This is a genomic window from Phenylobacterium sp., from assembly GCF_036963605.1.
GTDB lineage: Bacteria > Pseudomonadota > Alphaproteobacteria > Caulobacterales > Caulobacteraceae > Phenylobacterium.
In genome coordinates this window covers 42,297-65,800 of record NZ_JBALUY010000003.1, presented here as the reverse complement: position 1 = coordinate 65,800, position 23,504 = coordinate 42,297, and the positions used below count along the sequence as shown (strand labels likewise).

24 protein-coding genes are annotated in these 23,504 nt (G+C 69.5%); 10 read left to right on the top strand and 14 right to left on the bottom strand.

The window, feature by feature from the left end; translation table 11 throughout:
* Positions 1-160: 160 nt before the first annotated feature.
* From V7702_RS01510 to V7702_RS01475, 8 genes are all read right to left on the bottom strand, one after another.
* Positions 161-361 carry a helix-turn-helix transcriptional regulator gene (locus V7702_RS01510; protein WP_335648372.1) on the bottom strand — a complete coding sequence of 67 codons (201 nt, stop codon included), beginning with the start codon at positions 359-361 and terminating at the stop codon, positions 161-163.
* Positions 358-747 carry a hypothetical protein gene (locus V7702_RS01505; protein ID WP_335648371.1) on the bottom strand — a complete coding sequence of 130 codons (390 nt, stop codon included), beginning with the start codon at positions 745-747 and terminating at the stop codon, positions 358-360. Before V7702_RS01505 ends, V7702_RS01510 begins: the two co-directional genes overlap by 4 nt.
* Before the next feature lie 556 nt (positions 748-1,303).
* The gene (locus tag V7702_RS01500) at positions 1,304-1,819 is read right to left on the bottom strand and encodes a DsbE family thiol:disulfide interchange protein (RefSeq protein WP_335648370.1); all 516 of its coding nucleotides are present in this window, start codon (positions 1,817-1,819) and stop codon (positions 1,304-1,306) included.
* The gene (gene ccmD, locus V7702_RS01495; RefSeq protein WP_335648369.1) at positions 1,816-2,019 is read right to left on the bottom strand and encodes a heme exporter protein CcmD; all 204 of its coding nucleotides are present in this window, start codon (positions 2,017-2,019) and stop codon (positions 1,816-1,818) included. Before ccmD ends, V7702_RS01500 begins: the two co-directional genes overlap by 4 nt.
* 2 nt (positions 2,020-2,021) lie before the next feature.
* Complete coding sequence (gene ccmC, locus V7702_RS01490) at positions 2,022-2,762, bottom strand: heme ABC transporter permease CcmC (protein WP_335648383.1); 741 nt, start codon at positions 2,760-2,762, stop codon at positions 2,022-2,024.
* Positions 2,763-2,795: 33 nt separating this feature from the next.
* Positions 2,796-4,496: a lysine--tRNA ligase gene (locus V7702_RS01485; protein ID WP_335648382.1), complete on the bottom strand. Its 1,701-nt coding sequence runs from the start codon at positions 4,494-4,496 to the stop codon at positions 2,796-2,798.
* A 210-nt stretch (positions 4,497-4,706) separates the two neighbouring features.
* Entirely contained in the window at positions 4,707-5,132 is a 426-nt protein-coding gene (locus tag V7702_RS01480) for a PaaI family thioesterase (protein ID WP_335648368.1), read from the bottom strand.
* Positions 5,129-5,584: a PaaI family thioesterase gene (locus V7702_RS01475; RefSeq protein ID WP_335648366.1), complete on the bottom strand. Its 456-nt coding sequence runs from the start codon at positions 5,582-5,584 to the stop codon at positions 5,129-5,131. Before V7702_RS01475 ends, V7702_RS01480 begins: the two co-directional genes overlap by 4 nt.
* 378 nt (positions 5,585-5,962) lie before the next feature.
* Here V7702_RS01475 and V7702_RS01470 point away from each other — a divergent pair, with 378 nt between their 5' ends.
* On the top strand, positions 5,963-6,973 hold the full coding sequence (locus V7702_RS01470) for a ligase-associated DNA damage response exonuclease (protein ID WP_335648365.1): 1,011 nt from the start codon (positions 5,963-5,965) through the stop codon (positions 6,971-6,973).
* 11 nt (positions 6,974-6,984) lie between these two features.
* Here the strand turns inward: V7702_RS01470 and V7702_RS01465 are convergent, their stop codons facing one another.
* Positions 6,985-7,251 carry a DUF3892 domain-containing protein gene (locus tag V7702_RS01465; RefSeq protein ID WP_335648364.1) on the bottom strand — a complete coding sequence of 89 codons (267 nt, stop codon included), beginning with the start codon at positions 7,249-7,251 and terminating at the stop codon, positions 6,985-6,987.
* Positions 7,252-7,334: 83 nt separating this feature from the next.
* On the opposite strand from V7702_RS01465, the gene V7702_RS01460 reads away from it, so the two are divergent.
* Positions 7,335-8,957, top strand: a complete 1,623-nt coding sequence (locus V7702_RS01460; protein ID WP_335648363.1) for a cisplatin damage response ATP-dependent DNA ligase — start codon at positions 7,335-7,337, stop codon at positions 8,955-8,957.
* A gap of 385 nt (positions 8,958-9,342) precedes the next feature.
* On the opposite strand, the gene V7702_RS01455 is transcribed toward V7702_RS01460, so the two are convergent.
* Positions 9,343-9,873, bottom strand: coding sequence for a D-glycero-alpha-D-manno-heptose-1,7-bisphosphate 7-phosphatase (locus V7702_RS01455; RefSeq protein WP_335648362.1), 531 nt, complete (start codon positions 9,871-9,873; stop codon positions 9,343-9,345).
* Positions 9,874-9,984: 111 nt separating this feature from the next.
* On the opposite strand from V7702_RS01455, the gene V7702_RS01450 reads away from it, so the two are divergent.
* From V7702_RS01450 to V7702_RS01435, 4 genes are all read left to right on the top strand, one after another.
* Positions 9,985-11,820 carry an ABC transporter ATP-binding protein gene (locus tag V7702_RS01450; protein ID WP_335648381.1) on the top strand — a complete coding sequence of 612 codons (1,836 nt, stop codon included), beginning with the start codon at positions 9,985-9,987 and terminating at the stop codon, positions 11,818-11,820.
* A gap of 80 nt (positions 11,821-11,900) precedes the next feature.
* Positions 11,901-13,013, top strand: coding sequence for a GNAT family N-acetyltransferase (locus tag V7702_RS01445; protein ID WP_335648361.1), 1,113 nt, complete (start codon positions 11,901-11,903; stop codon positions 13,011-13,013).
* A gap of 96 nt (positions 13,014-13,109) precedes the next feature.
* A complete protein-coding gene (locus V7702_RS01440) occupies positions 13,110-14,318 on the top strand; it encodes a threonine ammonia-lyase (protein WP_335648360.1) in 1,209 nt (402 codons plus the stop codon).
* A gap of 29 nt (positions 14,319-14,347) precedes the next feature.
* Positions 14,348-14,830 (top strand): FKBP-type peptidyl-prolyl cis-trans isomerase, encoded by a 483-nt coding sequence (locus tag V7702_RS01435; protein ID WP_335648359.1) that lies wholly within the window; start codon positions 14,348-14,350, stop codon positions 14,828-14,830.
* A gap of 6 nt (positions 14,831-14,836) precedes the next feature.
* Here the strand turns inward: V7702_RS01435 and V7702_RS01430 are convergent, their stop codons facing one another.
* On the bottom strand, positions 14,837-16,555 hold the full coding sequence (locus V7702_RS01430; protein WP_335648358.1) for an ATP-binding protein: 1,719 nt from the start codon (positions 16,553-16,555) through the stop codon (positions 14,837-14,839).
* A gap of 229 nt (positions 16,556-16,784) precedes the next feature.
* On the opposite strand from V7702_RS01430, the gene argE reads away from it, so the two are divergent.
* The gene (gene argE / locus V7702_RS01425; protein WP_335648357.1) at positions 16,785-17,978 is read left to right on the top strand and encodes an acetylornithine deacetylase; all 1,194 of its coding nucleotides are present in this window, start codon (positions 16,785-16,787) and stop codon (positions 17,976-17,978) included.
* Here the strand turns inward: argE and V7702_RS01420 are convergent.
* A complete protein-coding gene (locus V7702_RS01420) occupies positions 17,938-18,975 on the bottom strand; it encodes a glycosyltransferase family 2 protein (RefSeq protein WP_335648356.1) in 1,038 nt (345 codons plus the stop codon). The genes argE and V7702_RS01420 overlap by 41 nt on opposite strands.
* A 36-nt stretch (positions 18,976-19,011) precedes the next feature.
* On the opposite strand from V7702_RS01420, the gene rfbC reads away from it, so the two are divergent.
* Genes rfbC through V7702_RS01405 form a run of 3 tightly spaced genes read left to right on the top strand, consistent with a single transcriptional unit; the run spans position 19,012 to position 21,282 of the window.
* A complete protein-coding gene (gene rfbC, locus V7702_RS01415) occupies positions 19,012-19,572 on the top strand; it encodes a dTDP-4-dehydrorhamnose 3,5-epimerase (protein WP_335648355.1) in 561 nt (186 codons plus the stop codon).
* Positions 19,569-20,405, top strand: a complete 837-nt coding sequence (locus V7702_RS01410) for an acyl-CoA thioesterase (RefSeq protein ID WP_335648354.1) — start codon at positions 19,569-19,571, stop codon at positions 20,403-20,405. The genes rfbC and V7702_RS01410 overlap by 4 nt, the downstream gene beginning before the upstream one ends.
* A gap of 58 nt (positions 20,406-20,463) precedes the next feature.
* Positions 20,464-21,282, top strand: a complete 819-nt coding sequence (locus tag V7702_RS01405) for a crotonase/enoyl-CoA hydratase family protein (RefSeq protein ID WP_335648353.1) — start codon at positions 20,464-20,466, stop codon at positions 21,280-21,282.
* Positions 21,283-21,575: 293 nt separating this feature from the next.
* On the opposite strand, the gene queG is transcribed toward V7702_RS01405, so the two are convergent.
* Together queG and fzlA are read right to left on the bottom strand one after the other, a co-directional pair.
* Positions 21,576-22,709: a tRNA epoxyqueuosine(34) reductase QueG gene (gene queG / locus V7702_RS01400; RefSeq protein WP_335648352.1), complete on the bottom strand. Its 1,134-nt coding sequence runs from the start codon at positions 22,707-22,709 to the stop codon at positions 21,576-21,578.
* The gene (gene fzlA, locus V7702_RS01395; RefSeq protein WP_335648351.1) at positions 22,690-23,376 is read right to left on the bottom strand and encodes an FtsZ-binding protein FzlA; all 687 of its coding nucleotides are present in this window, start codon (positions 23,374-23,376) and stop codon (positions 22,690-22,692) included. Before fzlA ends, queG begins: the two co-directional genes overlap by 20 nt.
* Between the last annotated feature and the right edge of the window lie 128 nt (positions 23,377-23,504).

Here is a 23,504-nt window from a genome sequence, read left to right as displayed (position 1 = left end):
GTGGCTTAAGCCGGCCGGCCCCCAGCCTCCCCAACTCCGTCATGCTCGGCCCTGTGCCGAGCATCCCTGTCGAGGGCGGGCGCCAACGTCGCGAGGGATCCCGGGCACAAGGCCCAGGATGACGCCGTGGAGGTGGGGCCTCCGTGCGAGAGCCCGCCCCCTAACCCCGGTGAGAATTCTCGAACACCGCCTCGACGTCCGTCTCGAACAGCACGGCGATGCGATAGGCCAGGTCCAGGGAGGGGTCGTGGCGGTCGCTCTCCAGGGCGATGACCGCCTGGCGCGACACCCCCAGCCGCTGGCCAAGCTCGGCCTGGGTCCAGCCGCGGGCGGTGCGCAGCTCGCGCAGACGGTTCTTCACGCCCGGCTGTTCCGCACCAAGGGGGTGACCAGGCCGAACGCCGCCCAGAACAGCGGATAGATCAGCCAGCCCGGCGCGTGCGCGGCGCCCGCATAGGTCTCCAGGAACCCCCAGGCGGAGAACAGGGCCATGGCCGCGCCCGCCGCGATGACGAACCGCTTGGCCGCCAGGGCGCGGACGAACTCGTCGCTGTCACGCATCCAGGCCAGCACCGCCCAGATCTGCCCGGCCACCGGCGCGGCCACCGCCAGGGCCAGCACCCAGGCCGCCGTCTTCCCGATATCGTCAAAGGCCCCGGTGATGGCGGCGATGTTGATCGCGCCGTAGCCGGTCATGAAGGCGACGGTGCGCCGGATATAGCGCCGGTCGGCAGGGGTGGCGGACATGGGAGAGGGCCTCCGTGAATGTCAGGTTAGCCTGACATGGAGGCGATGTGAGGTCAACCTTACTTTGGGCGAGGCGTAAGACGTCGCCATCCCATGTCAAACTTCACGCCGTCACCCTGGGCCTTGTGCCCAGGGTCCCTCGCGCCGCTTGCGCCCGCCCTCGACAGGGACCCTCGGGACAAGCCCGAGGGTGACGGGACGGGGGCGGGTCTCGATGCATAGAGATGCGTCCCCAAATGGGGAGAAGGTTATCCAAAGCCCATTTCTCGATTCGCGATGAAGCTGATTGCTCCTCGATCTGGATCAGAGATAGGTTGCCCCAGTAACGAGCCCCCGACGGTGAGCTCGTTTGCGCCCGAGTGTGGGTGCGCGCCAGTACCGGAGCCGCTGCAGGATCCAACTTCGCGGCAACGATTTTGGGGGTGCGGTTTGCGAGATCGTGCCCCCAAAGACCGTCCGTCGGTCTACGGTACGGGGCCAATTGACCACAGATTCGCGCCCGCAACTGCCGATGAGCTGTCGCGGTGCACAGTTTTCTCCCACCTTGTGGAAAGGTCTACTCCCGCATCCCCCACAGCGCCGCCGCGTCTTCCGCGCTCAGCGGCCCCGCGTGCTTGGCGAGGATGGTTCCGTCGGCGCCGACCAGATAGGTCTCGGGCACGCCGGTGACGCCGAATTCGACGCCGGCGCGGCCGTCGCGGTCCACCAGGTGGGTGGTGAAGGGGTCGCCCAGGCGGGCCAGGAAGGCTTGCGTATTGGGCGGGGCGTCCTTGTAGGCGACGCCGATGATCGGGACGCCGGCGGCCTCCAGCTCCATCAGCACAGGATGCTCCACCTCGCACGGCGGGCACCAGGAGGCGAAGAAGTTGACCAGGGCGGGCTGGCCGCCGAGCGCCTCGGCCAGGGCCACCGGGCGGCCGTCGGCCAGGGCGGGCAGGGCGAGGACCGGGACCGGCTTGCCGACCATGGCGTCGGGCTGCACCTGGGGGTCGCGGTTCAGGGAATAGAGGCCAAACAGCAGGCCCAGCGCCACCAGGGCCACCAGCGGCAGGATGGCCAGCCAGCGGCTCATGGGGCGGGCGCTTCGGTTGGAGCCGATCGGCGCGCAGCCTCGGCGGCTTCTGCGGTCCGGCGCAGGGTCTCGGTGCGGGCGCGCCAGCGGCGGGCATGGGCCAGGGAGGCTGCGATCATACCGGCGAAGACGAGCGCGGTAATGGCGAAGGCCGGCCACACATAGGCGCCGTAGGGGCTGGCGTCGAAGTCGAGCATCATGGTCAGGCCCTCGCGGCGCGAAGGGCCAGGGCCTCGGCCCGGCGGCGCCACACCTCGCCGCGGATGCGCACCAGCCACAGGGAGCCGAAGGCCGACATATAGGCCAGGCCCATCAGCAGCAGGGGATAGAGGAAGACGTCGGCCACGGTGGGGCCGTCGGCGCGGAACACCGAGGCGCCCTGGTGCAGGCTGTTCCACCAGTCCACCGAGAACTTGACGATGGGCAGGTTGACCACGCCCACCAGGGCCAGGATGGCGCCGGCCCGGGCGGCCTTGGCCTCGTCGTCGAGGGCCGCGCGCAGGGCCATGTAGGCGACGTAGAACAGGAACAGCACCAGGACCGAGGTCATCCGCGCATCCCACACCCACCAGGCGCCCCACATGGGCCGACCCCACAGGGACCCGGTGACCAGGGCCAGCGCGGTGAAGGCCGCGCCCAGCGGGGCTGCGGCCTGGGCTGCGGCGTCGGCCAGGGCATGGCGGAAGACCAGCGATAGGAAGCTGGCGGTTCCGAGGCAGGCATAGACGAACAGGCTCATCCAGGCCGCAGGCACATGGATGAACATGATCCGCACCGTGTCGCCCTGCTGGTAGTCCTCCGGCGCGGCGAAGCCGAGATAGAGGCCGGCCAGGGCCAGGGCGGCGGCGATGACGCCGAACATCGGCGCGGCCCAGCGGGAGAACGCCATGAACCGTTCGGGATTGGACAGGAAGGCCGGCGCTGGGATCATGGCGTGGGCAATTAGCCCTTTGAGCCCCAGCCCCGCAAGGCGATGCTAGGTCGCAGCGACGTCATCTACCGCCACCAGATCGCCGGCCAGGGCCTTGTCGATCAGCTCCAGTGTGCGCTCGACCCCGAAGATGGCCACGAAGGAGCCGAAGCGCGGCCCCTGGCTCTGGCCGAGCAGCACTTCGTACAGGGCCGTGAACCAGGCCCGCAGGGGCTCGAAGCCCCCGGCCTTGCCGGCCTCGAACACCTCGTTCTGGATCGCCTCGGCGTCGGCGTCGGCCGGCAGGGCGCGCAGGCGGGCGGCCAGGTCCTGAATCGCCGCGCGCTCCTGGTCGGTGGGGGCGCGGAAGGTCTTCGCGGGCTTCACGAAGTCCTCGTAATAGTTGATCGCATAGCCGGCCAGGCGGTCGAGCAGCGGGTGGTCGGCCGGCGTCGCGCCGGGGATGTAGCGGCTGATGAAGCCCCAGAGGATCTCCTTGGTCGAGGCGTTGGCCGCCGAGACCAGGTTCAGCATCAGGGCGAACGAGATCGCCGCGCCCTCGACCGGCGGATCGCCCCGGTGGACGTGCCAGACGGGGTTGTCGATCTGCGGTTCGTTGGCGCCCTCGGCCTTCTTGCGGTTGAAGGATTCCAGCTGCTGCAGGTACTCGTCGGTTGCCTTGGGGGCCACGTCGAAGTGCAGCCGCTTGGCCGACTTGGGCGACTGGAACATGTAGTAGGCCAGGCTTTCAGGCGTGGCGTAACGCAGCCACTCCTCCATCGAGAAGCCGTTGCCCTTGGTCTTGGAGATCTTCTGGCCGCCCTCGTCGAGGAAGAGCTCGTAGTTGAAGCCCTCGGGCGGGGTTCCGCCCAGCACCTTGCAGACCTGGCTGGAGACCTTGACCGAGTCGATCAGGTCCTTGCCGGCCATCTCGTAATCGACGCCGAGCGCCACCCAGCGCAGGGCCCAGTCGGGCTTCCACTGCATCTTCACATGGCCGCCGGTGACCGGAACCTCGACCCGCTCGCCGTCCTCGTCGGCGAAGACGATGGTCCCGCGGTCCACGTGGCGCTCGAGCGTCGGGACCTGCAGCACCTTGCCGGTCCTGGGGCTCACCGGCAGGAAGGGCGAATAGGTGGCGCGGCGCTCTTCGCCCAGCGTCGGCAGCATGATCTTCTGGATGGCGTCGAACCTCTCCAGGGCGACCAGCAGGGTCGCGTCGAACCGGCCCGAGCGATAGGCCTCCGTCGAGGACATGAACTCGTACTCGAAGCCGAACCCGTCGAGGAAGGCGCGCAGCCGGGCGTTGTTGTGGGCCGCAAAGCTCTCATGGGTCCCGAACGGGTCGCGGACCACGCTGAGCGACTTTTCCAGGTCCTCCTGCAGCATCTCCTGGTTGGGCAGGCCCGGCGGCGCCTTGCGCATCCCGTCCATGTCGTCGGAGAAGGCGATCAGCCGGGTGGGAATGGCGTCGTCGGTGAGCGCCCGGAAGGCGGTGCGCACCATGGTGGTCCGCGCCACCTCGCCGAAGGTGCCCACATGGGGCAGGCCGGATGGGCCATAGCCGGTCTCGAAGATCACCGACCGCTGCAGGGGCTCCAGGGTGGCCACGGCCTCGTCGGCCTTGCCGGCGGCGATGAGGGTGGCGGCCAGATCCCGCTCGGCGTCGGACAGCCGCAGGCGCAGTATCCGCGCCAGCAGGGCGCGCGCCTGTTCGAACGGCCAGCTCTTGGCCCCTTGGGCCGAATGTGAAAGTCCCTGAAGCATGGCTGAGGCGGTAGCGCGCATGACCGCCGGCCTCAAGCGGCATTCCTGCCCATGGCTTGCGCGGAGCGCGAAAAAAGACGGGACACGAAGCACACAAAGGGTCGCGAAGGACACGAAGTGAGGGAGGGGGGCGCCCTTCGTGTCCTTTGCGACCCTTTGTGCTCTTCGTGTGACCTCTTGACGGCGCCTGCGGCGCGGAAGGTGCGCCCGTCAGCCCTCGGTGGGGGTCTGGAAGTGGCCGCGGATGGCGGCGACGGGCTTGGCGCGGGCCTCCTGCCAGGCCTCCACATGGACGCTGGAGATCCGCCGGCCGGTCTTCTTGATCTCCGCCCGGGCATAGGTGTCCATGGCCCGGCCGGGCCGCAGATAGTCGATGGTGACGTCGATGGTCTTGGCGGGCCTCGGACCGCCGGTGATCACCGCCAGCTGGGCGAGCGCCGTCATCTCCATGAAGGCGCCCAGCACCCCGCCATGCAGGGCCGGCAGCATGGTGTTGCCGATCAGGTGTGGCGAGAACGGCAGGATGGCGGTCATCTCGTCGCCCGCCAGCTCGGCCCGCATGCCGAGGAAGGCGATATAGGGGGTGCGCGCCAGGAAGGCGGCCAAGCGCTCGGCGGGCGTGGTTTCCAGGCTCATGCGCCGCCCCCGATCAGGGCGAAGGCGGCCTGGGCGGTGGCCACCGGATCGTCGGGATCGCCGTCATGGGCCAGCGCCCGGACAAAGGCGATGGTGCGGGTCAGCTTGTAGCAATGGCCGTCGGCGACCAGATCGGCCTGGGGCCTGGCCGGCCGCATATAGTCGATGCGCAGGTCCAGCGTGCCCTGGGGGATGGCGGCAGCCGCGCGGATCGACAGGCCGCAGACATGGTCGAGCAGGGTGGTGACGACGCCCGAGGCGATCACCCCGGTCTCGGGATCGCCCACCAGGTCGGCGCGCCAGGGAACCCGGATGGCGCCGCGGGCTTCACTGATCGAGACGAACTGGAATCCGAGCGCCTCGGTCTGAGGCGTGCGGGTGACCATGTGCCGGGCCGCCTCTTCGTCGAGGGCCCCGGTCATGGCGGCGATGAAGTCGGGCGGTTTGACCATCCGCAAGGGCCTAGCGACTTGCCCTTGGGGCGGTCAACGAAAACGGTGCGGGCCGGTCGTCGGCGACCGGCCCGCCGGCTTTTAGAACAGCGGCAGGGTGTTGCTGTAGGCGGCGATGGCGATGGCCAGGACCGGGGTGGCGGCCAGGGCGATGTTGGCGAAGGCGAGGAGGTTGGTGCGGATCATGGCGGGTCTCTCTGGTCTTGTGAGGGTGGAGCGCGTCGGCCGCGTTCCGATGACCCGTGTATAGTTCTCTCGATCTCCGAATACTCGTTAAGTCTTGGTCATGAGCCCGATTTCACAATATGAATACTGTGTAATGAAATGGACGTTTCGTAATCTGGCGGGGAGCCGCGCGCTTCACCATCTGGAGGGGCGATGATCAAGCCGCAGGATCTGCTCTGCCCCCGCCCCGAGGGCCTCTATTGCGCGCCGGGGGACTTCTATATCGACCCCGTCCGGCCGGTGGCCCGGGCGGTGATCACCCATGGCCATGCCGACCACGCCCGGGCCGGCCACGGCGCCGTGCTGGCCACGCCGGAAACCCTGGCCATCATGGGCGAGCGCTATGGCGCGGACTTCGCCCAGACCCGCCAGGCCGCCCCCTATGGGGAGACCGTCGCCCGGGACGATGTGGCGGTGACCCTGGTCCCGGCCGGACATGTCCTGGGCTCGGCCCAGGCGGTGGTCCGCTGGAAGGGCCTGACCATGGTGGTGTCGGGCGACTACAAGCGCCGGCGCGATCCCACCTGCGCGGCCTTCGAGCCCGTCCCCTGCGACGTCTTCATCAGCGAGGCCACCTTCGGCCTGCCGGTCTTTCGCCACCCTGACGACGCCGGCGAGATCGCCCGCCTGCTGCGCTCGGTGGCCCAGTTTCCCGAGCGCACCCACATGGTCGGCGCCTATGCGCTGGGAAAGGCCCAGCGGGTCATCCGCCTGCTGCGCGAGGGCGGGTGGGACAAGCCCATCCATGTCCACGGCGCGCTGGAGCGCCTGAACCGCCTCTATGAAGATCACGGGGTGGATCTCGGCCCTCTGTTGCCGGCCACCGTTGACAAGAAGCAGGACTTCGCCGGCGCCATCGTGATCGGCCCGCCCTCGGCGCTGGTGGACCGCTGGGGCCGGCGGTTCAGCGATCCGGTCCTGGCCTTCGCCTCGGGCTGGATGCGGGTCCGCGCCCGGGCCCGCCAGCGCGGCGTGGAGCTGCCGCTGATCATCTCCGACCATGCCGATTGGGACGAACTGACCGCCACGGTGGACGAGATCCGCCCCGGCGAGCTGTGGATCACCCACGGCCGGGAGGAGGCCCTGGCCCGCTGGGCCGAGTTGCAAGGCATTCCCGCCCGGGCGCTGGCCCTGGTGGGCTATGAGGAAGAGGACGAGGCGTGAGGGCGCCGCGCTCAGATGCAGGTCGGCAGGGTCAACAGGCTGTCGTTCCACTGGCCGTGCTCATAGGCCCGCAGATACTTGCCGTTGGGCCCGTTCAGCACGCCGATCTCGGCGCGGGTGACGCCCGTCTGGATATGGAAGGTGTCGCGGCCGCCCTCGATGGCGGCGATCACCTCGACCTTGGTGCGCTTCCAGCCATGGCCGCCCAGATGGGTGATCCCCTCGTGCGGGCTTTTGCGGGGCTGCCTGGTGATGCAGGTCACGCGGGCGTCGGCCATGGTCAGGGGCTCCCGGGCTTGGGTGGCGGTCGCTTCCGCTATAGCCCAAGTCTCGCGGCGCGCCAGCCGGGGGCGAGGCCCTGATGCGCGCCTTCGCCGAGCTTCTCGACCGCCTGTCCCTGACCGCCTCGCGCAACGCCAAGCTGACCCTGGTGCGGGACTATCTGGCGACGACGCCGGACCCCGACCGGGGCTGGGCCCTGGCGGCGCTCACCGGCGATCTGAGCTTTTCCGCCGCCAAGCCGGCCTTCATCCGCAAGGCGGTGGAGGACCGGATGGACGCCGTCCTGTTCCGCTGGTCCTACGACTATGTGGGGGACCTGGCCGAGACCGTGGCCCTGGTCTGGCCGACGCGGCCCGGCGCCAATCGCGAGCCGGAGCTTTCCGAGGTGGTCGACGCCCTGGCCGGGGCCACACGGCCCGAGGTCCAGCGTCTGATCGAGGGCTGGCTGGACGCGCTCACCGATCCCACCGCCCGCTGGGCGTTGCTCAAGCTGATGACCGGCGGTCTTCGCGTCGGCGTCTCTTCCCGTTTGGCCAAACAGGCCTGCGCCGACCTGGGCGGGGTGGCGATCGCCGAGGTGGAGGAGGTCTGGCACGCCCTGCATGCGCCCTATGAGGACCTGTTCGCCTGGCTGGAGGGCCACGGCACGCGACCCTCCCCCGATGCGCCGGGGCGGTTCCGGCCGGTGATGCTGGCCCAGGCCATCGACGAGGCGGCGGATTTCGGCAGGCTGGACCCGGCCGACTATGCGGCGGAATGGAAGTGGGACGGCATCCGCATCCAGGCGGTCAGCGAGCAGGGAATTCGCAGGCTCTACAGCCGCACGGGCGACGATATCTCCGGGGTTTTTCCCGACGTGGTCGAGGCGCTGGACTTCGAAGGCGCCCTGGACGGCGAACTGCTGGTCCGGCGCGAGGGCGTGGTGGCGCCGTTCGGCGACCTGCAGCAGCGGCTGAACCGCAAGACCGTGGACGCTAAGATGCTGCGGGCCTACCCGGCCGCCATCCGCGCCTATGACGTCCTGGCCCTGGAGGGCGACGACCTGCGCACCCTGGCCTTCACCGAACGTCGCGCCCGGCTGGAAGCCCTGGTGGCGAAGCTGGCCGACCCGCGCATCGATCTCTCGCCCCTACAGCCCTTCAGGACCTGGGCTGAGCTCGCTGACCTGCGGGCCGATCCCCCGGCCGGCGATCCGCAGATCGCCGAGGGGCTGATGCTCAAGCACCTGACCTCGATCTATGAGGCCGGCCGCCCCAAGGGGCCGTGGTTCAAGTGGAAGCGCGACCCGTTCCTGATCGACGCGGTGCTGATGTACGCCCAGCGTGGACACGGCAAGCGCTCCAGCTTCTATTCCGACTACACCTTCGGGGTGTGGACGATCGCACCTGAGGGCGAGCGGGTGTTGACGCCGGTGGGCAAGGCCTATTTCGGCTTCACCGACGCCGAGCTGAAAGAGATCGACAAGTTCGTCCGCGACAACACCATCGAGCGCTTCGGCCCGGTCCGCTCGGTCCGCGCCGAGGCTCACAAGGGGCTGGTCTTCGAGGTGGCCTTCGAGGGGCTGCAGCGCTCCACCCGCCACAAGTCCGGCGTGGCCATGCGCTTCCCCCGCATCAGCCGCCTGCGCTGGGACAAGCCGCCGGGCGAGGCCGACGAGCTTTCCACCCTGGAGCGGATGCTCGACCAGATGGAGCAGCGGTAGGGGGCCTTGCGTCCTTCGAGGCTCGCTTGCGCTCGCACCTCAGGATGAGGGAGGTGGGTGAAGCGTCTCATTCCGTCCTCATCCTGAGGCGCCCTGCGCCAGCAGGCCTCGAAGGACGAGGGCGGTCGCAGGGCCCCTCCACCCCACCACCGTCATCCTGGGCCTTGTGCCCAGGATCCCTCGTGACGCTCGCGCGCGCCCTCGACAGGGACCCTCGGGACAAGCCCGAGGGTGACGAGAATGAGAGGCCGTGCGTCCTTCGAGGCTCGCCTTGCTCGCACCTCAGGATGAGGGAGGTGGGTGCGGGCGTCTGCATTCCGTCCTCATCCTGAGGCGCCCTGCGCCAGCAGGCCTCGAAGGACGAGGGCGGCCGCAGGGCGCGCCCTCAAGGCAGGCGGCCCTTAGCCTTGAGGAAGGCGCGCAGGTCGCCGCCTTCAAAGAGCAGGCCCTCGACGCCGGCCCGGGCCGCGGCCTCCATGTCGCCGGGCTTGTCGCCGATCATGAAGGAGGCCTCCCGGTCCACCGGCCAGTCGGCCATGGCCCGCAGCAGCATGCCGGGATTGGGCTTGCGGTCGGGCGGGTCGGGGTGGCGATAGCGCGCTTCGGCCGCGTCTGGATGGTGCGGGCACCAGTAGAAGGCGTCGATGCGGGCGCCGTCCTGCGCCAGGGCCTCGCCCATCCGCGCGTGCAGGGCGTGCATGTCGGCCTCGGCATAATAGCCCCGGCCGATCCCCGACTGGTTGGTGACCACGAAGACCCACCAGCCGGCCTGGTTGAAGGCGCGCACCACCGCCCGCGCGCCGTCGACCCAGGTGAAGTCCTCCCACCGCGACACATAGCCCCGGTCGAGGTTCAGCACGCCGTCGCGGTCCAGGAACAGGGCAGGCCTCGGCGGTGAGGCATGGGGCGGGGACATGGTCGGCTGGGCCTCCGGTCGGCGGGATGGCGATGGATGTTCCGGTTGTTTCACAAGGGGCGCCGCCCGGTCTATGGTCGGGGCAAGACGATCTGGAGTTCGCCCTTGTCCGTGCCCGAGTCCGCCCCGCCCGTCCTGGCGATCGATGATCTGAAGGTCACCTTCGACACCCATGACGGTTCCGTCGAGGCCGTGCGCGGGGTGAGCCTGCAGGTGGCCCGGGGCGAGACCCTCGGCGTGGTGGGTGAGAGCGGTTCGGGCAAGAGCCAGACCTTCATGACGGTCATGGGCCTCTTGGCCCAGAACGGCCGGGCCACCGGCTCGGTGCGGTTCCAGGGCCAGGAGATTCTGGGGCTGAAGCCCCGGGCGCTGAACCGCCTGCGCGGCTCGAAGATGACCATGATCTTCCAGGATCCGCTGACGGCGCTGACCCCTCACGTGCGGATCGGCGAGCAGATCGCCGAGCCCCTGCGGCTGCACCTGGGCCTTTCGGCCAGCGACGCCATGGCCAGGGCGCGCCAGTGGCTGGACCATGTGCGCATCCCCGACGCCGCCCGGCGCCTGCGCCAGTATCCGCACGAGCTGTCGGGCGGCATGCGCCAGCGGGTGATGGTGGCCGCGGCCATGGCCGGCGGGCCTGAACTGCTGATCGCCGACGAACCGACCACGGCGCTGGATGTCACCGTCCAGGCCGAGATTCTCGACCTGATGGCCGAGCTCGGCCGCGAGACCGGCACGGCCATGGTGCTGATCACCCACGACATGGGGGTCATCGCCCGCCTCGCCGACCGGGTCTGCGTGATGAAGGACGGCCAGTATGTGGAGGAGGGGCCGGTGCGCGAGCTCTTCGCCGCCCCCAAGGTCCAGTACACCCGCGACCTGCTCGAGGCGATCCCGCGCCTGGACCGCGCCGACCGCGGCGGCCGGCCGATGGTCGCGCCTGTGGCGGCCGACGCCCCGGTGATCGTCGAGGCCCAGGACGTCAAGGTCTGGTTCCCCATCCGCCAGGGCCTGATGGGCGGCATGCGCCAGCTGCGGGCTGTGGACGGCGTCTCCTTCGACGTGCGCCAGGGCGAAACCCTGGGCGTGGTGGGCGAGAGCGGCTGCGGCAAGTCCACCCTGTCGCGGGCCGTGCTGAACCTGATCAAGCCCACGGACGGGGTCGTTACCCTGATGGGCCGCGACATCACCCACGCCCAGAAGGCCGAGATGCGGGCGGCCCGCAAGGACCTGCAGATCGTCTTCCAGGACCCCCTGGCCAGCCTCGATCCGCGGATGACCATCGGCGATTCCATCGCCGAGCCCCTGAAGATCTTCGCCCCGCAACTGGACCGCGACGCCCGGGACGCCGAGGTGGCCGGCATGATGGCCCGCGCCGGCCTGTCGCCGGAGTTGATCAACCGCTATCCGCACGAGCTGTCCGGCGGCCAGAACCAGCGGGTGGGCATCGCCCGGGCCATGATCCTGAAGCCCAGGCTGGTGATCTGCGACGAGGCGGTTTCGGCCCTGGACGTCTCGATCCGCGCCCAGATCATCGACCTGCTCATCGACCTGCAGAAGGAGATGGGCCTGGCCATGATCTTCATCAGCCACGACCTGGCGGTGGTCCGCGAGATCAGCCACCGGGTGATGGTGCTGTTCCTCGGCCGGGTGATGGAGATGGCCGACCGCGACAAGCTCTATGCCGACCCGCAGCACCCCTATACCCGGGCCCTGCTCTCGGCCGCGCCGATCCCCGATCCGGACCGGGAGCGCAACCGCCAGCGGCTGAAGCTGACGGGCGAGCCACCGAGCCCCATGGACCCGGCCGCGGCCCTTCGGTTCCTGCCCTCGCGGGTCAGCGTCGATCCGCTGGCGCCCATCTATACCCCCCGCCTGACCGAGGTGGCGCCGGGACATCTGGTGTCGGAATTCGACGTCGATTGGGAAAACCGCGGCGCAGCCTGAACTGGGACTTTCGGCAACCCGCCGGAAACTCTTGGCGGCGTAGGGTGGCTTGACTGCAACCCTGTCGAGTATCGCCGTCCATGTCCGCCCTGCACATCGAGGTCGTCCGACCCCAGGACCTGACGCCTGCACGTCTGCAGCGCTGGGCCGAGTTGCAGACCCAGCAGCCCGACAGCGCCTATGACAGCCCCTTCCTCTCGCCCCACTGGGCGCGGGCGGTGGAGCGGGCCCAGGCGCGCACCGGCGGCGGGGCCCGCGGCGTGCGGGTGGCGGTGGTCACCGACGGCGCCCAGGATCTCGGCTTCATGGCCGCCCATGTGGGCGGGGCCACGGCCCTGCCGGCCGGCGCCCCGTTCTGCGACTATCAGGGTCTGGTGGCCGCGCCCGGCGTGGAGATCGACGCCCGGGCCATCGTCTCGGCCCTTCGGGTCCAGCGGCTGGACTTCTGCCACATGCTGGACGACGTCGGCCCCTTCCAGGGCTTCTCCCACGGCGAGTCGGTCTCCCATGTGATCGAGGTCGGCGAAAGCTATGAGGCCTATGCCGCCGAGCGTCGGGCCGCCGGCGTCGGCCTGCTCAAGGATTGCGACAAGAAGCGCCGCAAGGCAGAGCGCGAGCTTGGGGAGGTGGTGTTCACCGCCTTCAGTCGCTCCTCCAGCGACTACAACCAGCTGATCACCTGGAAGCGGGCGCAGCTGCGCGCCACCGGCCAGTTCGACATCTTTCAGCCGGGCTGGACGCGGCGGTTGCTCGCCGACCTGTTCGAAAGCCGTGATCCGGACTTCGGCGCCACCCTCTTCACCTTGCACATCGGCGGCAAGCTGGCGGCTGCGCACCTGCACCTGCGCAGCGGGCGCACCATCCACGGCTGGCTGATCGCCCACAATCCTGAGTTCGAGCGTTCCTCGCCGGGGCTGCTGCTGTTCCAGGACATCCTGCGCTGGATGGATAACACCCCCTATAGCCGCCTGGACCTGGGCGCCGGCGACTACCGCTTCAAGCGCGAACTGGCCAATGCCGAGGTCCGGGTCGGCCACGGCTTCGTCGGCGTGCTGTCGCCCGCCACCCTGCTGCGCCAGGCCGCCTACAGCCTGCGTCGCGCGGCCGAAGCCCTGCCGCTCGGCGCGGCCTCGGAGCTGCCGGGCAAGGCCATGCGCCGGGTCGACCGCCTGCGGGGCCTGCGCTCGGCCTGACATGGCCCTGACGTTGCGAAGGGCGCCCGCGCCCGATAGGTTGCGCGCCTTCCCGCCTGCGCCTTCTCGGGCGGCCTCCCCGGACCACCGACCTTCATGACGCTTTCCATCGACGACATCCGCGCCGCAGCCGACCGGCTGAAGGGGCACATCGAGCGCACCCCGTGCCGCCTGTCGCGGACCTTGTCGGAGATTACCGGCGCCGAGGTCTGGGTGAAGTTCGAGAACCTGCAGTTCACCGCCGCCTACAAGGAGCGCGGGGCGCTCAACAAGCTGCTGCAGCTCACCGAGGCCGAGAAGAAGCGCGGCGTCATCGCGGCGTCTGCCGGCAATCACAGCCAGGGCCTGGCCTATCACGCCGCGCGCCTGGGCATTCCGGTGACCATCGTCATGCCCCGCTCCACCCCCTTCGTGAAGGTGCAGCAGACCCGCGCCTTCGGGGCCGAGGTGGTGCTGGAGGGCGAGGGCTATGACGAGGCCTCGGGCCGGGCCAAGCAGATCTGCGAGGATCGCGACCTGGTCTTCGTCCATCCGTTCAACGACCTGGACGTCATGGCCGGCCAGGGCACGGTGGCGCTGGAGATGCTCGAGGACGTGCCGGACCTGGACGTCCTGCCCATCCCGATCGGCGGCGGCGGCCTGATCGCCGGCTGCGCCACCGCAGCCAAGCACCTGCGGCCAGAGATCAAGGTGGTGGGGCTGGAGCCGGCCATGTACCCCTCCTTCACCGCTCGCATGCGCGGGGTGAACGGGGCCAGCGGAACCGGCGGGGCGACCATAGCCGAGGGCATCGCCGTCAAGCAGGTGGGTGACGTCAGCTATGGCGTCGCACGGCCTCTGATCGACGAGGTGCTGCTGGTCGAGGAGCCCTTCTTCGAGCGCGCCGTGGCCCTCTACTGCAATGTGGAAAAGACCGTAGCCGAGGGCGCCGGCGCCGCAGCCCTGGCGGGCCTGCTGGCCTATCCGGAGCGGTTCCGGGGCAAGAAGGCCGGCCTGATCATCACCGGCGGCAATATCGACACCCGCCTGCTGGCCTCGGTCCTGACCCGCGAACTGGTGCGCGAGCAGCGCCTGGTGTCCCTGCGGATCATCGGCGACGACCGCCCGGGCCTGCTGGGCAATGTCTCGGCGATCATCGGCCAGATGGGCGCCAACATCGTCGAGGTCGCCCACAACCGCCTGGCCCTGGACGTGCCGGCCAAGGGGGCGGAGTTCGACATCATGATCGAGACCCGCGACGCCCAGCACACCCAGGAAATCATGGAAGCCCTGCGCGAGCGGGGCTATCCGCCCCGCGCCGTCTGACCACCCTTCACCAGCCAAGGATAGAATTGATGCTCGCCCCTCTGTTCGCCCTGGCCGCGGCGCTCGCCCTGGTCGCCTGTTCCCCCCAGGGGGGCGAAGCCGCCTCCGAGGCTGCGGCCTATATGGAGGAGAACGCCGAGCGTGACGGGGTCGAGACCCTGCCCTCGGGCGTCCAGTACGAGATCGTCCGCTCGGGTCCGGCCGAAGGCCTGAAGCCCACCGAGGCCGACGAGGTCAAGGTCCATTACGAGGGCAAGCTCGCCGACGGCGAAGTGTTCGACTCGTCCTATGAGCGCGGCGTGCCGGCGGCCATGCCCCTGTCGGGCCTGATCCCGGCCTGGCTCGAAGTGCTGCCCCTGATGCGGCCCGGCGACGAGTGGATCATCACCGTGCCGCCGGAGATGGGCTATGGCGAATCCGGCCAGGGTCCGATCCCGCCCAACAGCGTGCTGATCTTCCGCATCGAGCTGATCGACGTGCTGCCAGGTCCCGGCCGGGTCCAGCGGGGCTGAGACCGCTCAGAGGGCGGCCTCGAGCACGCCGTAGAGACGGCTGACGTCGATGGGCTTGCTGACATGGCTGTCCATGCCGGCGGCCAGGAGTTCGTCGACCTGATGAGCCATGGCGTCGGCCGACAGGCCGATGATCGGCGTGCGGCGCCGGCTCTGGGCCTGCTCCCGGGCGCGGATTTCGCGGGTGGCGGCCAGGCCGTCCATCACCGGCATGCGCACGTCCATCAGCACCAGGTCCCAGTCCCCGGCCTCCCAGGCGGCGAGGGCGGCGGCGCCGTCGGCGACCATGACCGGCTCGATGCCCAAGGGCGCCAGCAGGGCGCGCAGCACCACCTGGTTGACGCTGTTGTCCTCGGCCGCCAGGACCCGAAGGCCCCCAAGGGCGGTGTCGGGCGTCCCGGGTTCAAGACAGGCCTGCGGCTCGGCGTCCCGCAGGCGGGGCAGGGGCAGGACCAGGGTGAAGACAGAGCCTGTGCCCGGGGTGCTGACCACGCCCAGGGTCCCGCCCATGAGGGCGCAGAGCTCGTGCGAGATGGCCAGGCCCAGGCCCGTGCCTCCGTGCCGGCGGGTGGTGGAGGCGTCCAGTTGGGCGAAGCGGGCGAACAGCCGGGCCTGCTGCGCCTCATCCAGTCCCGGCCCCGTATCGGCCACCCATATGCGCACGCCCTCCGGACCGGCCTCGGCGCCCAGGCTGATCTGACCCTGGTCGGTGAACTTCACGGCGTTGGCGACCAGGTTGTAGATCACCTGCCGCAGACGGGTGGGATCGCCCTCGAAGATCCCGCAGGCGGATGGGGCGATATCGAGACTGAGGTCCAGGCCCTTGTCGGCTGCCAGGGTCGCAAAGGCCGAACGGGCCGAGCGGACCAGGGCGCCGAGATCGAAGGCGATGGCCTCGATCTCCATCTGGCCGGCCTCGATCTTGGAGAGGTCCAGCACGTTGTTCAGAAGCGCTGTCAGGGCTTCGCCGGACTGGCGGATCACATCCAGGCGCTCGCGCTGGCTCAGGGTCAGTTCGTCCCGCGCCATCACCTGGGCCATGCCAAGAACGCCGTTCAGGGGCGTGCGGATCTCGTGGCTCATAGTGGCCAGGAAGGTGCTCTTGGCGGCGTTGGCGGCCTCGGCGGCCTGCTCCTGGGCCTTGGCCTGGGCAAGGGCGTCAGCCAGTCGACCCTCGATCGCCTCCCGATGCAGGGCCGCCTCCAGCACATAGCCGAACATGGCGACGACGGCGATGAAGGCCACCGCCAGTGACATCTTCGCCCCATGGTAAGGGCTGACCAGGAGCCCGGCGGCGGCCATGACGCCGATGCCCACCAGGGCCGCCGCGGCGATCCTGCGCGAGGCCGGCAGCTCGGAAGCGCCGCTCAGGGCCACGCCGCCGATCATGGCCATGGCCGCGACGGTGGCGTTCTGTTGTCCGGTCATCAGCAGGGCGAAGGGCATGGCGCCATAGCCCAGGGTCTCGATGAAGGTGAAGCCGGCCAATACCCGCTCGTCTCCCGGCGCGGGGGCGGCATGGGCCAGGATCTGCCGGCAGAGCGCCTGGCTGATGAGTTGCAAGGCGATGTTTACGCTCAGCCAGGCGCCGACGAAGACCGGGTCCAACCAGACGAGACTGCCGGCGGCTGCGATGACGGTGAGCGGCAGGATGATCCGGACGTCCCGCTTGCGGAAGCGCGCCACATCGATCCAACGCGCCGACCGGCCTGACTGGCCACTCATGGATACTGAACCGGCGCCCGTGGGGCGCGGCCTCCCTCAAGACGAGAATTAATCATGCTCCTCGCCACTTAACGCCCGGTGAAAGACGCGGCCAGGATGTGGGCGCCCATCGGGAGCGACGAAGCGGCCCCTGGGCGAATGCTGGGCGCTTTTGGCCCGGGGGCAGTCTTGTGGCGCCGACGCGCAGCGATGGCTGGAGCGGGGCGGCGCAGAGGTCTAGGCTTGGCCCATGGCATCCTCCCAGACCCTCACGCCCCAGACCCTCACCCCCCGGGCGCTCGAGATCCTCGACCGCCTGGTGGCCTTCGACACCACCTCGCGACTGTCCAACCTGGCCCTGATCGAATGGGTCGAGGCCTATCTCGACGGCCATGGGGTCACCCACCGGCGGGTTCCCAACGCCGACGGGACCAAGTCCAACCTGATCGCCACCATCGGCCCCGACATTCCGGGGGGCGTGGTGCTGTCGGGCCATACCGACGTGGTGCCGGTGGACGGCCAGCCCTGGACGTCGGATCCCTTCCAGGTGACGCCCCGCAACGGCCGGCTGTACGGGCGAGGGACCTGCGACATGAAGGGCTTCCTCGCCCTGTCCCTGGCGGCCATTCCCGACGTTCTGGCCGCCCAGCCGAAGAAGCCGGTCCACCTGGCCTTCTCCTATGACGAGGAGGTGGGCTGTATCGGCGCCCCGGACATGATCCGAATTATCGCCAGCGAGCTGCCGAGGCCGGCCCTGGTGGTGGTCGGCGAGCCCACCAATATGGAGGCGGTCAGCGGCCACAAGGGGATCAACACCTTCCGGGTGACGGTCCGCGGCCACGAGGCCCATTCCAGCCAGACCCAGCTGGGCGCCTCGGCCAATATGGTCGCCATCCGCCTGATGGGGATGCTGGCTGACCTCGCCGAACAGCTGGAGCGCGACGCCGATCCGGCCTCGCCGTTTACGCCCAAGCACGCGACCCTCACCGTCGGCCAGGTGAACGGCGGCACGGCGGTGAACATCCTGGCCCGGGACTGCGTCTTCCTGTTTGACCTGCGCAGCCCGCCGGGCCTCGACCCCAAGGCGGTGCTGACGCCCTTCTTCGACGCCTGCGCGGCCGCCGACGCCGCGCTTAAGGCCCGCTTCCCCGACACCGGGGTCGAGGTGGTCCAGCGTTCGCATACTCCGCCCCTGGCGCCGGAGACCGATGGGGCGGCCGAGGCCTTCGCCCGACGGCTGGCCGGCGACAATGGCCCAGCGAGGGTGGTGGCCTTCGCCGCCGAGGCCGGCCAGTTCCAGGAGGCGGGCTTCTCCACCGTCATCTGCGGCCCGGGCTCCATCGACCAGGCCCACCAGCCGGATGAGTTCGTCGAGGTCTCTCAGATGGAGCGGGGCGGGGCCTTCATGGCGCGCCTCGTCGATTGGGCCGCAGCGGGCGAATGACCGCCCGGCGGCCCGACAGGTCCTTCGGGTTCCAGGTCATGGCCTGGGCGATCTGAAGGGCCGGGGCCCGGCGCAGCGCCTGGGTGCGGCGTCGGCTCGTCCAGACGGGGCCAAGCCCGGCCAGGGCGGCCTTGAAGCCCCGCCAGGTGACGGCGAGCAGCGAGCGGTTCTGAGGCCGCAGACTGACCACCGCAAAGGCCAGCAGATGCAGCGGCAGGATCACCGGCAGCAACAGGCCCGGCGTGTTCTTGACCAGCACCCAGAAGCGATTTCGCGTGCCGTGGAAGACCGCGAATTCCGACTTCGGTCCGCCGGAGGAGGCCGAGCCCTCATGGGCGATCACGGCGGCCGGGACCAGCAGGGTGGGCTCGCCGGCCAGCTGCAGGCGATAGCCGAAGTCCACATCCTCGCAGTAGCAGAAGAAGCTCTCGTCCAGGCCGCCCAGTCTCAGGAACAGGATGCGGTCGACCATCATCGCCGCCCCGCAGGGGGAGAAGACCTCACCCTCCGGCGTGTCGCCGGGATCGGGGGTCTGATAGCCGCCGCGATAGGGGATGGCGGGCGCCGACATCACGTCCCCCAGGCCGTCCAGCACGCGGCGGTCCTGGGCCATGACCTGGCGGGAGGTGAAGGAGAGCACCGTCGGGTGACGCCGGCTGGCGGCCACCAGTTGCGCCAGCCAGTCGGGATCGGGATAGGCGTCGGGGTTCAGCAGCACCAGCCAGCGGCCGAGCGCCGCCCGCGCCCCCAGATTGACCCCTGCGGCGAAGCCGAGATTGCCGCCGGCCTCTATGACGCGGGCGCCGGCCAGCCGCTCGGCGGCCGGATCGGCTTCCTGCTGGGGCGAGTCGTTGTTGACGATCAGAAGCTCGAAGTCGGCGAAGGTCTGGGCGGCCAGGGCGCTCACGCAGCGGTCGAGCGTCGCGCCGCTGTTATAGGCCACGATGACCACGCTCACCGCAGGGGGCGCCTTGTCTTCGCCGAAAGGCTCGTTCATGCGAGGGATCGCTCCAACAACGACTCGTAGAGATCCATGACGACCATCACCCCGCTCGCCCTGCCCGAGGTTCTGCTTATCACGCCCAAGCGTCATGGCGATGCGCGGGGCTGGTTCGCCGAGACCTGGAGCCGCAGGACCCTGGGCGAGGCCGGTGTGACCTTTGATTTCGTGCAGGACAATCAGGCCTATAGCGCCAGGAAGGGCACGGTGCGGGGCCTGCATTTCCAGACGGCGCCGCATGCCCAGGCCAAGCTGATCCGGGCCTTGCGCGGCGCCATCTATGACGTCGCCGTCGATGTGCGGCCCGCCTCGGCGACCTTCGGCCAGTGGGTGGGCGCCGAACTGACCGCCGAGGGGGGCGAGCAGTTGCTGGTCCCCCGCGGCTTCGCTCACGGCTATTGTACGCTGACTGACGACTGCGAGCTCTTCTACAAGGTGGACGGCCTCTATGCGCCGGACTGCGAAGGTGGAATTCTCTGGAACGACCCGGACCTGGCCATCGACTGGCCGGTCGATCCGGCCGAGGCGATCACCTCGGACAAGGACAAGGTCCTGCCCCGCCTGAAGGACATGCCGGAGGCCCGTTTCGAATGAGCGAACCGCAGAACGAACTGCTGGAGATCCTCAATCTCGAGCAGATCGAGCTGGATCTCTATCGGGGCCTGACGCCGGCCCGGCAAGGCCAGCGCATCTATGGCGGCCAGGTGGTGGCCCAGGCCCTGACGGCGGCCTATCGCACCATCGAGGGTCGCCTCTGCCACTCCATGCACGCCTATTTCATCCGCCCGGGCGACCCGTCCATCCCGATCCTGTTCCAGGTGGACCAGGCCAGGGACGGGGGTTCCTTCTCCGTGCGCCGGGTGACCGCCATCCAGAACGGCAAGCAGATCTTCAACCTGGCCGCCTCCTTCCAGGTCCCCGAAGAAGGCTTCGAGCACCAGGACCGGGCGCCCGTGGTGACGCCGCCGGAAGAGCTGCTGAACGAGGAGCAGCTGCGCGAGGCTGACGGGATTCCGCCGCGGGACCGGGACTGGCCCGTGGAGGTCCGTCCCATCGATCCGCAGCGCCGTGACCAGACCGAACCCATGGCCCCGCTCTACAATGTCTGGTTCAAGGCGCGGCAGTCAGTGGGGAGCGACGTGGCGGTCAACCAGTGCGCGCTCGCCTATGGCTCGGACATGAGCCTGCTGGATGCGAGCCTGCGGCCCCATCCCGTCCCGCACGGCGAGCTGCAGGTGGCCAGCCTCGACCACACCCTGTGGTTCCACCGGCCCAGCGACTTCTCCGACTGGCACCTCTATGTGCAGGACAGCCCCTCGGCCTCCGGCGGGCGGGGCTTCAACCGGGGCTCGATCTTCAACCGCCAGGGTCGGCTGGTGGCCTCGGCGACCCAGGAAGCGCTCATCCGCCATCGCCCGCCCGGCTGATCCGTGACAGTCTTTCCCCGACACCGGCGCTGAAGCCGGGAGATGCGGGAGGATGCTCATGAACGATCGGGTGAAGGTGGAGATCACGGACGGCGTCGCCGACGTGCGCATGGTCCGCACCGACAAGATGAACGCCCTGGACGACGCCATGTTCTCGGCCCTGATCGAGACGGGCGAGGCGCTGAAGACCACCAAGGGCGTCCGCGCCGTGGTGCTGTCGGGCGAGGGCCGCGCCTTCTGCGCCGGCCTCGACATGGGTTCGTTCGCGGCCATGGCTTCGGGCGAGCGCAACCGCGGGGCCGCCGATGGCGGGACCCTGCTGACGCCCAAGCGCTCAGCCGGCGGCTCGAACCGCGCCCAGCACGCGGTCATGGTCTGGCGCGAACAGCCGGTCCCGGTGATCGCGGCGGTGCATGGGGTGGCCTTCGGCGGCGGCTTCCAACTGGCGCTCGCCCCGGACATGCGCTTCGTCACCGCCGACACGCGGATGGCGGTGATGGAGATCAAGTGGGGCCTGGTGCCCGACATGGGCGGCATGGTGCTGATGCGCCATCTGGCCCGCGGCGATGTGATCCGCGAGCTCACCTATTCCGGCCGCATCTTCGACGGCGAAGAGGCGCAGCGACTGGGCTTCGCCACCCGGGTCTGCGCCGATCCCCTGGCCGAGGCCCTGGCCCTGGCCCGCGAGATCGCCGGCAAGAGCCCGACCGCGATCCGCGGCGCCAAGCGGCTGATCGAACTGGCGGAGACGCCGGCTAGCCAGCACGACATCCTGCTGGCCGAGAGCGCCGAGCAGGGGGCGGTGATCGGCTCCCCCAACCAGAAGGAAGCGGTGATGTCGAACATGGAGAAGCGCGCGGCGGTCTATGCCGACTGAGGGCGCTGACATTGCGACCGCCCTCGTCCTTCGAGGCCCTGCTGACGCAGGGCGCCTCAGGATGAGGGCGGGCTGAGACGCATCACCACCTCCCTCATCCTGAGGTGCGAGCGGGCGAGCCTCGAAGGACGCAGGGCATCACCCCTCTCGTTGCCCTCGGACTTGATCCGAGGGCCCATGAACACCTCGGCCAGGACCGTGTGCATGGATGCTCGGGTCGAGCCCGAGCAAGACGGCGGTGGGGCGCTGGCGGAGGGGTGATGAGCGTGAGCCTGGACGCCGCCGCCCATGAGTTAGGCGGGCGTCAGGGTCCACTCCGCCCGCACGCCCTCATCGACCTCCTCTGGCAGGGCCCGCGCCCGTTCGGCCGCGAAGGCGTCAGGCGCCAGCAGCTGTGACAGCGCCCAGGCCGCGGCCCCACGCACGACGGCTGCCTCGTCATCCAGCCGCGCCCTCACCACCTCGACCATTCCGGCGTCGCCGCTGTTGCCGATGGCGTAGAGGACGTTGCGCACGAAGCGGTCGCGGCCCAGGCGCTTGACCGCGCTTTTGGTGAACAGGGCGCGGAAGGCCGCGTCGTCCAGGGCGACCAAGTCTTCCAGACGCGGCGCCTTCAGGACCTCGCGGGCCTGGAGCTGCTGCTCGCGGGCGTCTTGCGCGAACTTGTTCCAGGGGCAGACCGCCAGGCAGTCGTCGCAGCCATATATGCGGTTGCCTAACGCCTGGCGGAACTCCCGTGGGATCGGGCCGGAGAGCTCGATGGTCAGGTAGGAGATGCAGCGCCGCGCGTCGAGCTGATAGGGGGCGGGAAAGGCGGCCGTCGGGCACACGTCCTGGCAGGCACGGCACGAACCGCAGGCGTCCTCGCCCGGCGGATCGGGCTTGAGCTCAAGCGAGGTGAGCACCGAGCCGATGAACAGCCAGGAGCCGAACTGGCGGGAGACGAGGTTGGTGTGCTTGCCCTGCCAGCCTAGGCCCGAGGCCTGCGCCAAGGGTTTTTCCAGCAGGGGGGCGGTGTCGACGAAGACCTTCACCTCGCTGCCGAAGGTCTGGGCCATCCAGGTCGCCAGCTGCTTCAGCCGCTTCTTGATCAGGTCGTGATAGTCCGAGCCTTGCGCATAGACCGATATGGCCCCGCGGCCGGGATGAGCCAGGATGTCGCGGGGGTCGTGGTCGGGGCCGTAATTGACCCCCAGCATGACGGCCGAGCGCGCGCCATCCCACATGGCCCGGGGATGAGAGCGCCGCTCCAGCGTGGTCTCCAGCCAGGCCATCTCGCCGTGGCGGCCTTCGGCGACGAATTCAGCCAGACGCTCGCCGGCGCTCCAGGGCTGGTCGGCCCGGGCCAGGCGGCAGTCGTCGAAGCCCAGGGCGAGGGCTTGGCGGCGGATCAGCTCTTCAGGGGTTTCAGAAATCGAGGTCGTCATAATGGGCCGCGGGCGCGAGCCCCGGCCAGCGATCGGCGAGCAACGGCCTGAAGCAGGGGCGGGACTTCACCGTCATGTACCACGTCTTGACCGCGGCGAAGTCGCGCCAGGGCACATCGCCGAAATAGTCGATAACCGACAGGTGCGAGGCGCCGGCGAAATCGGCGAGGCTCAGGCGGCGGCCGGCCAGCCAGTCGCGCTCGGCGAGCAGGCCGGTCAGATAGGTCAGGTGATGACGAAGGGCCTCGCGCCCCCGGCGCAGGGCGGCCAGGTCCGGCGCCCCCATGCGCAGCAGGCGCTTTTCCATCTTCTCGTGCAGCAGGAAGGAGCCGACCTCATAGTCGAACTTGCGGTCGAACCACTGCAGCAGCCGCCGCGCCTCGGCCCGGTCGGCGGCCTCGCGGCCCAGCAGGGCGGGCTCGGGATAGGCCTCTTCCAGATGGTCGAGAATGGCGCGGCCCTCGCACAGGACCAGGCGGCCATTGGGGCCTTCCTCGACCAGGACGGGCGTCAGGCCCGAGGGATTGAGCGCCGACAGATCATCGGGCTGCTCCCAATAGCGGACGACCACGTCCTCGAACGCCAGGCGCTTTTCGCCGAGCGCCAGACGGACCTGCCGCGAGGCCGGGTCGAGCGGAAAATGATAGAGGGTGCGTTGGACGCTCATGCCGGCATTTCGCCGCGAATGCGGACAGTTTGATCAGGGCTCGATAAACCCGCAGGGGCCTTAAGGGCGCGTTTACGAAGCCCATGACTTTCCCGCTTTGGGCGCCACATCCAGGGGCCCTTCGCCGT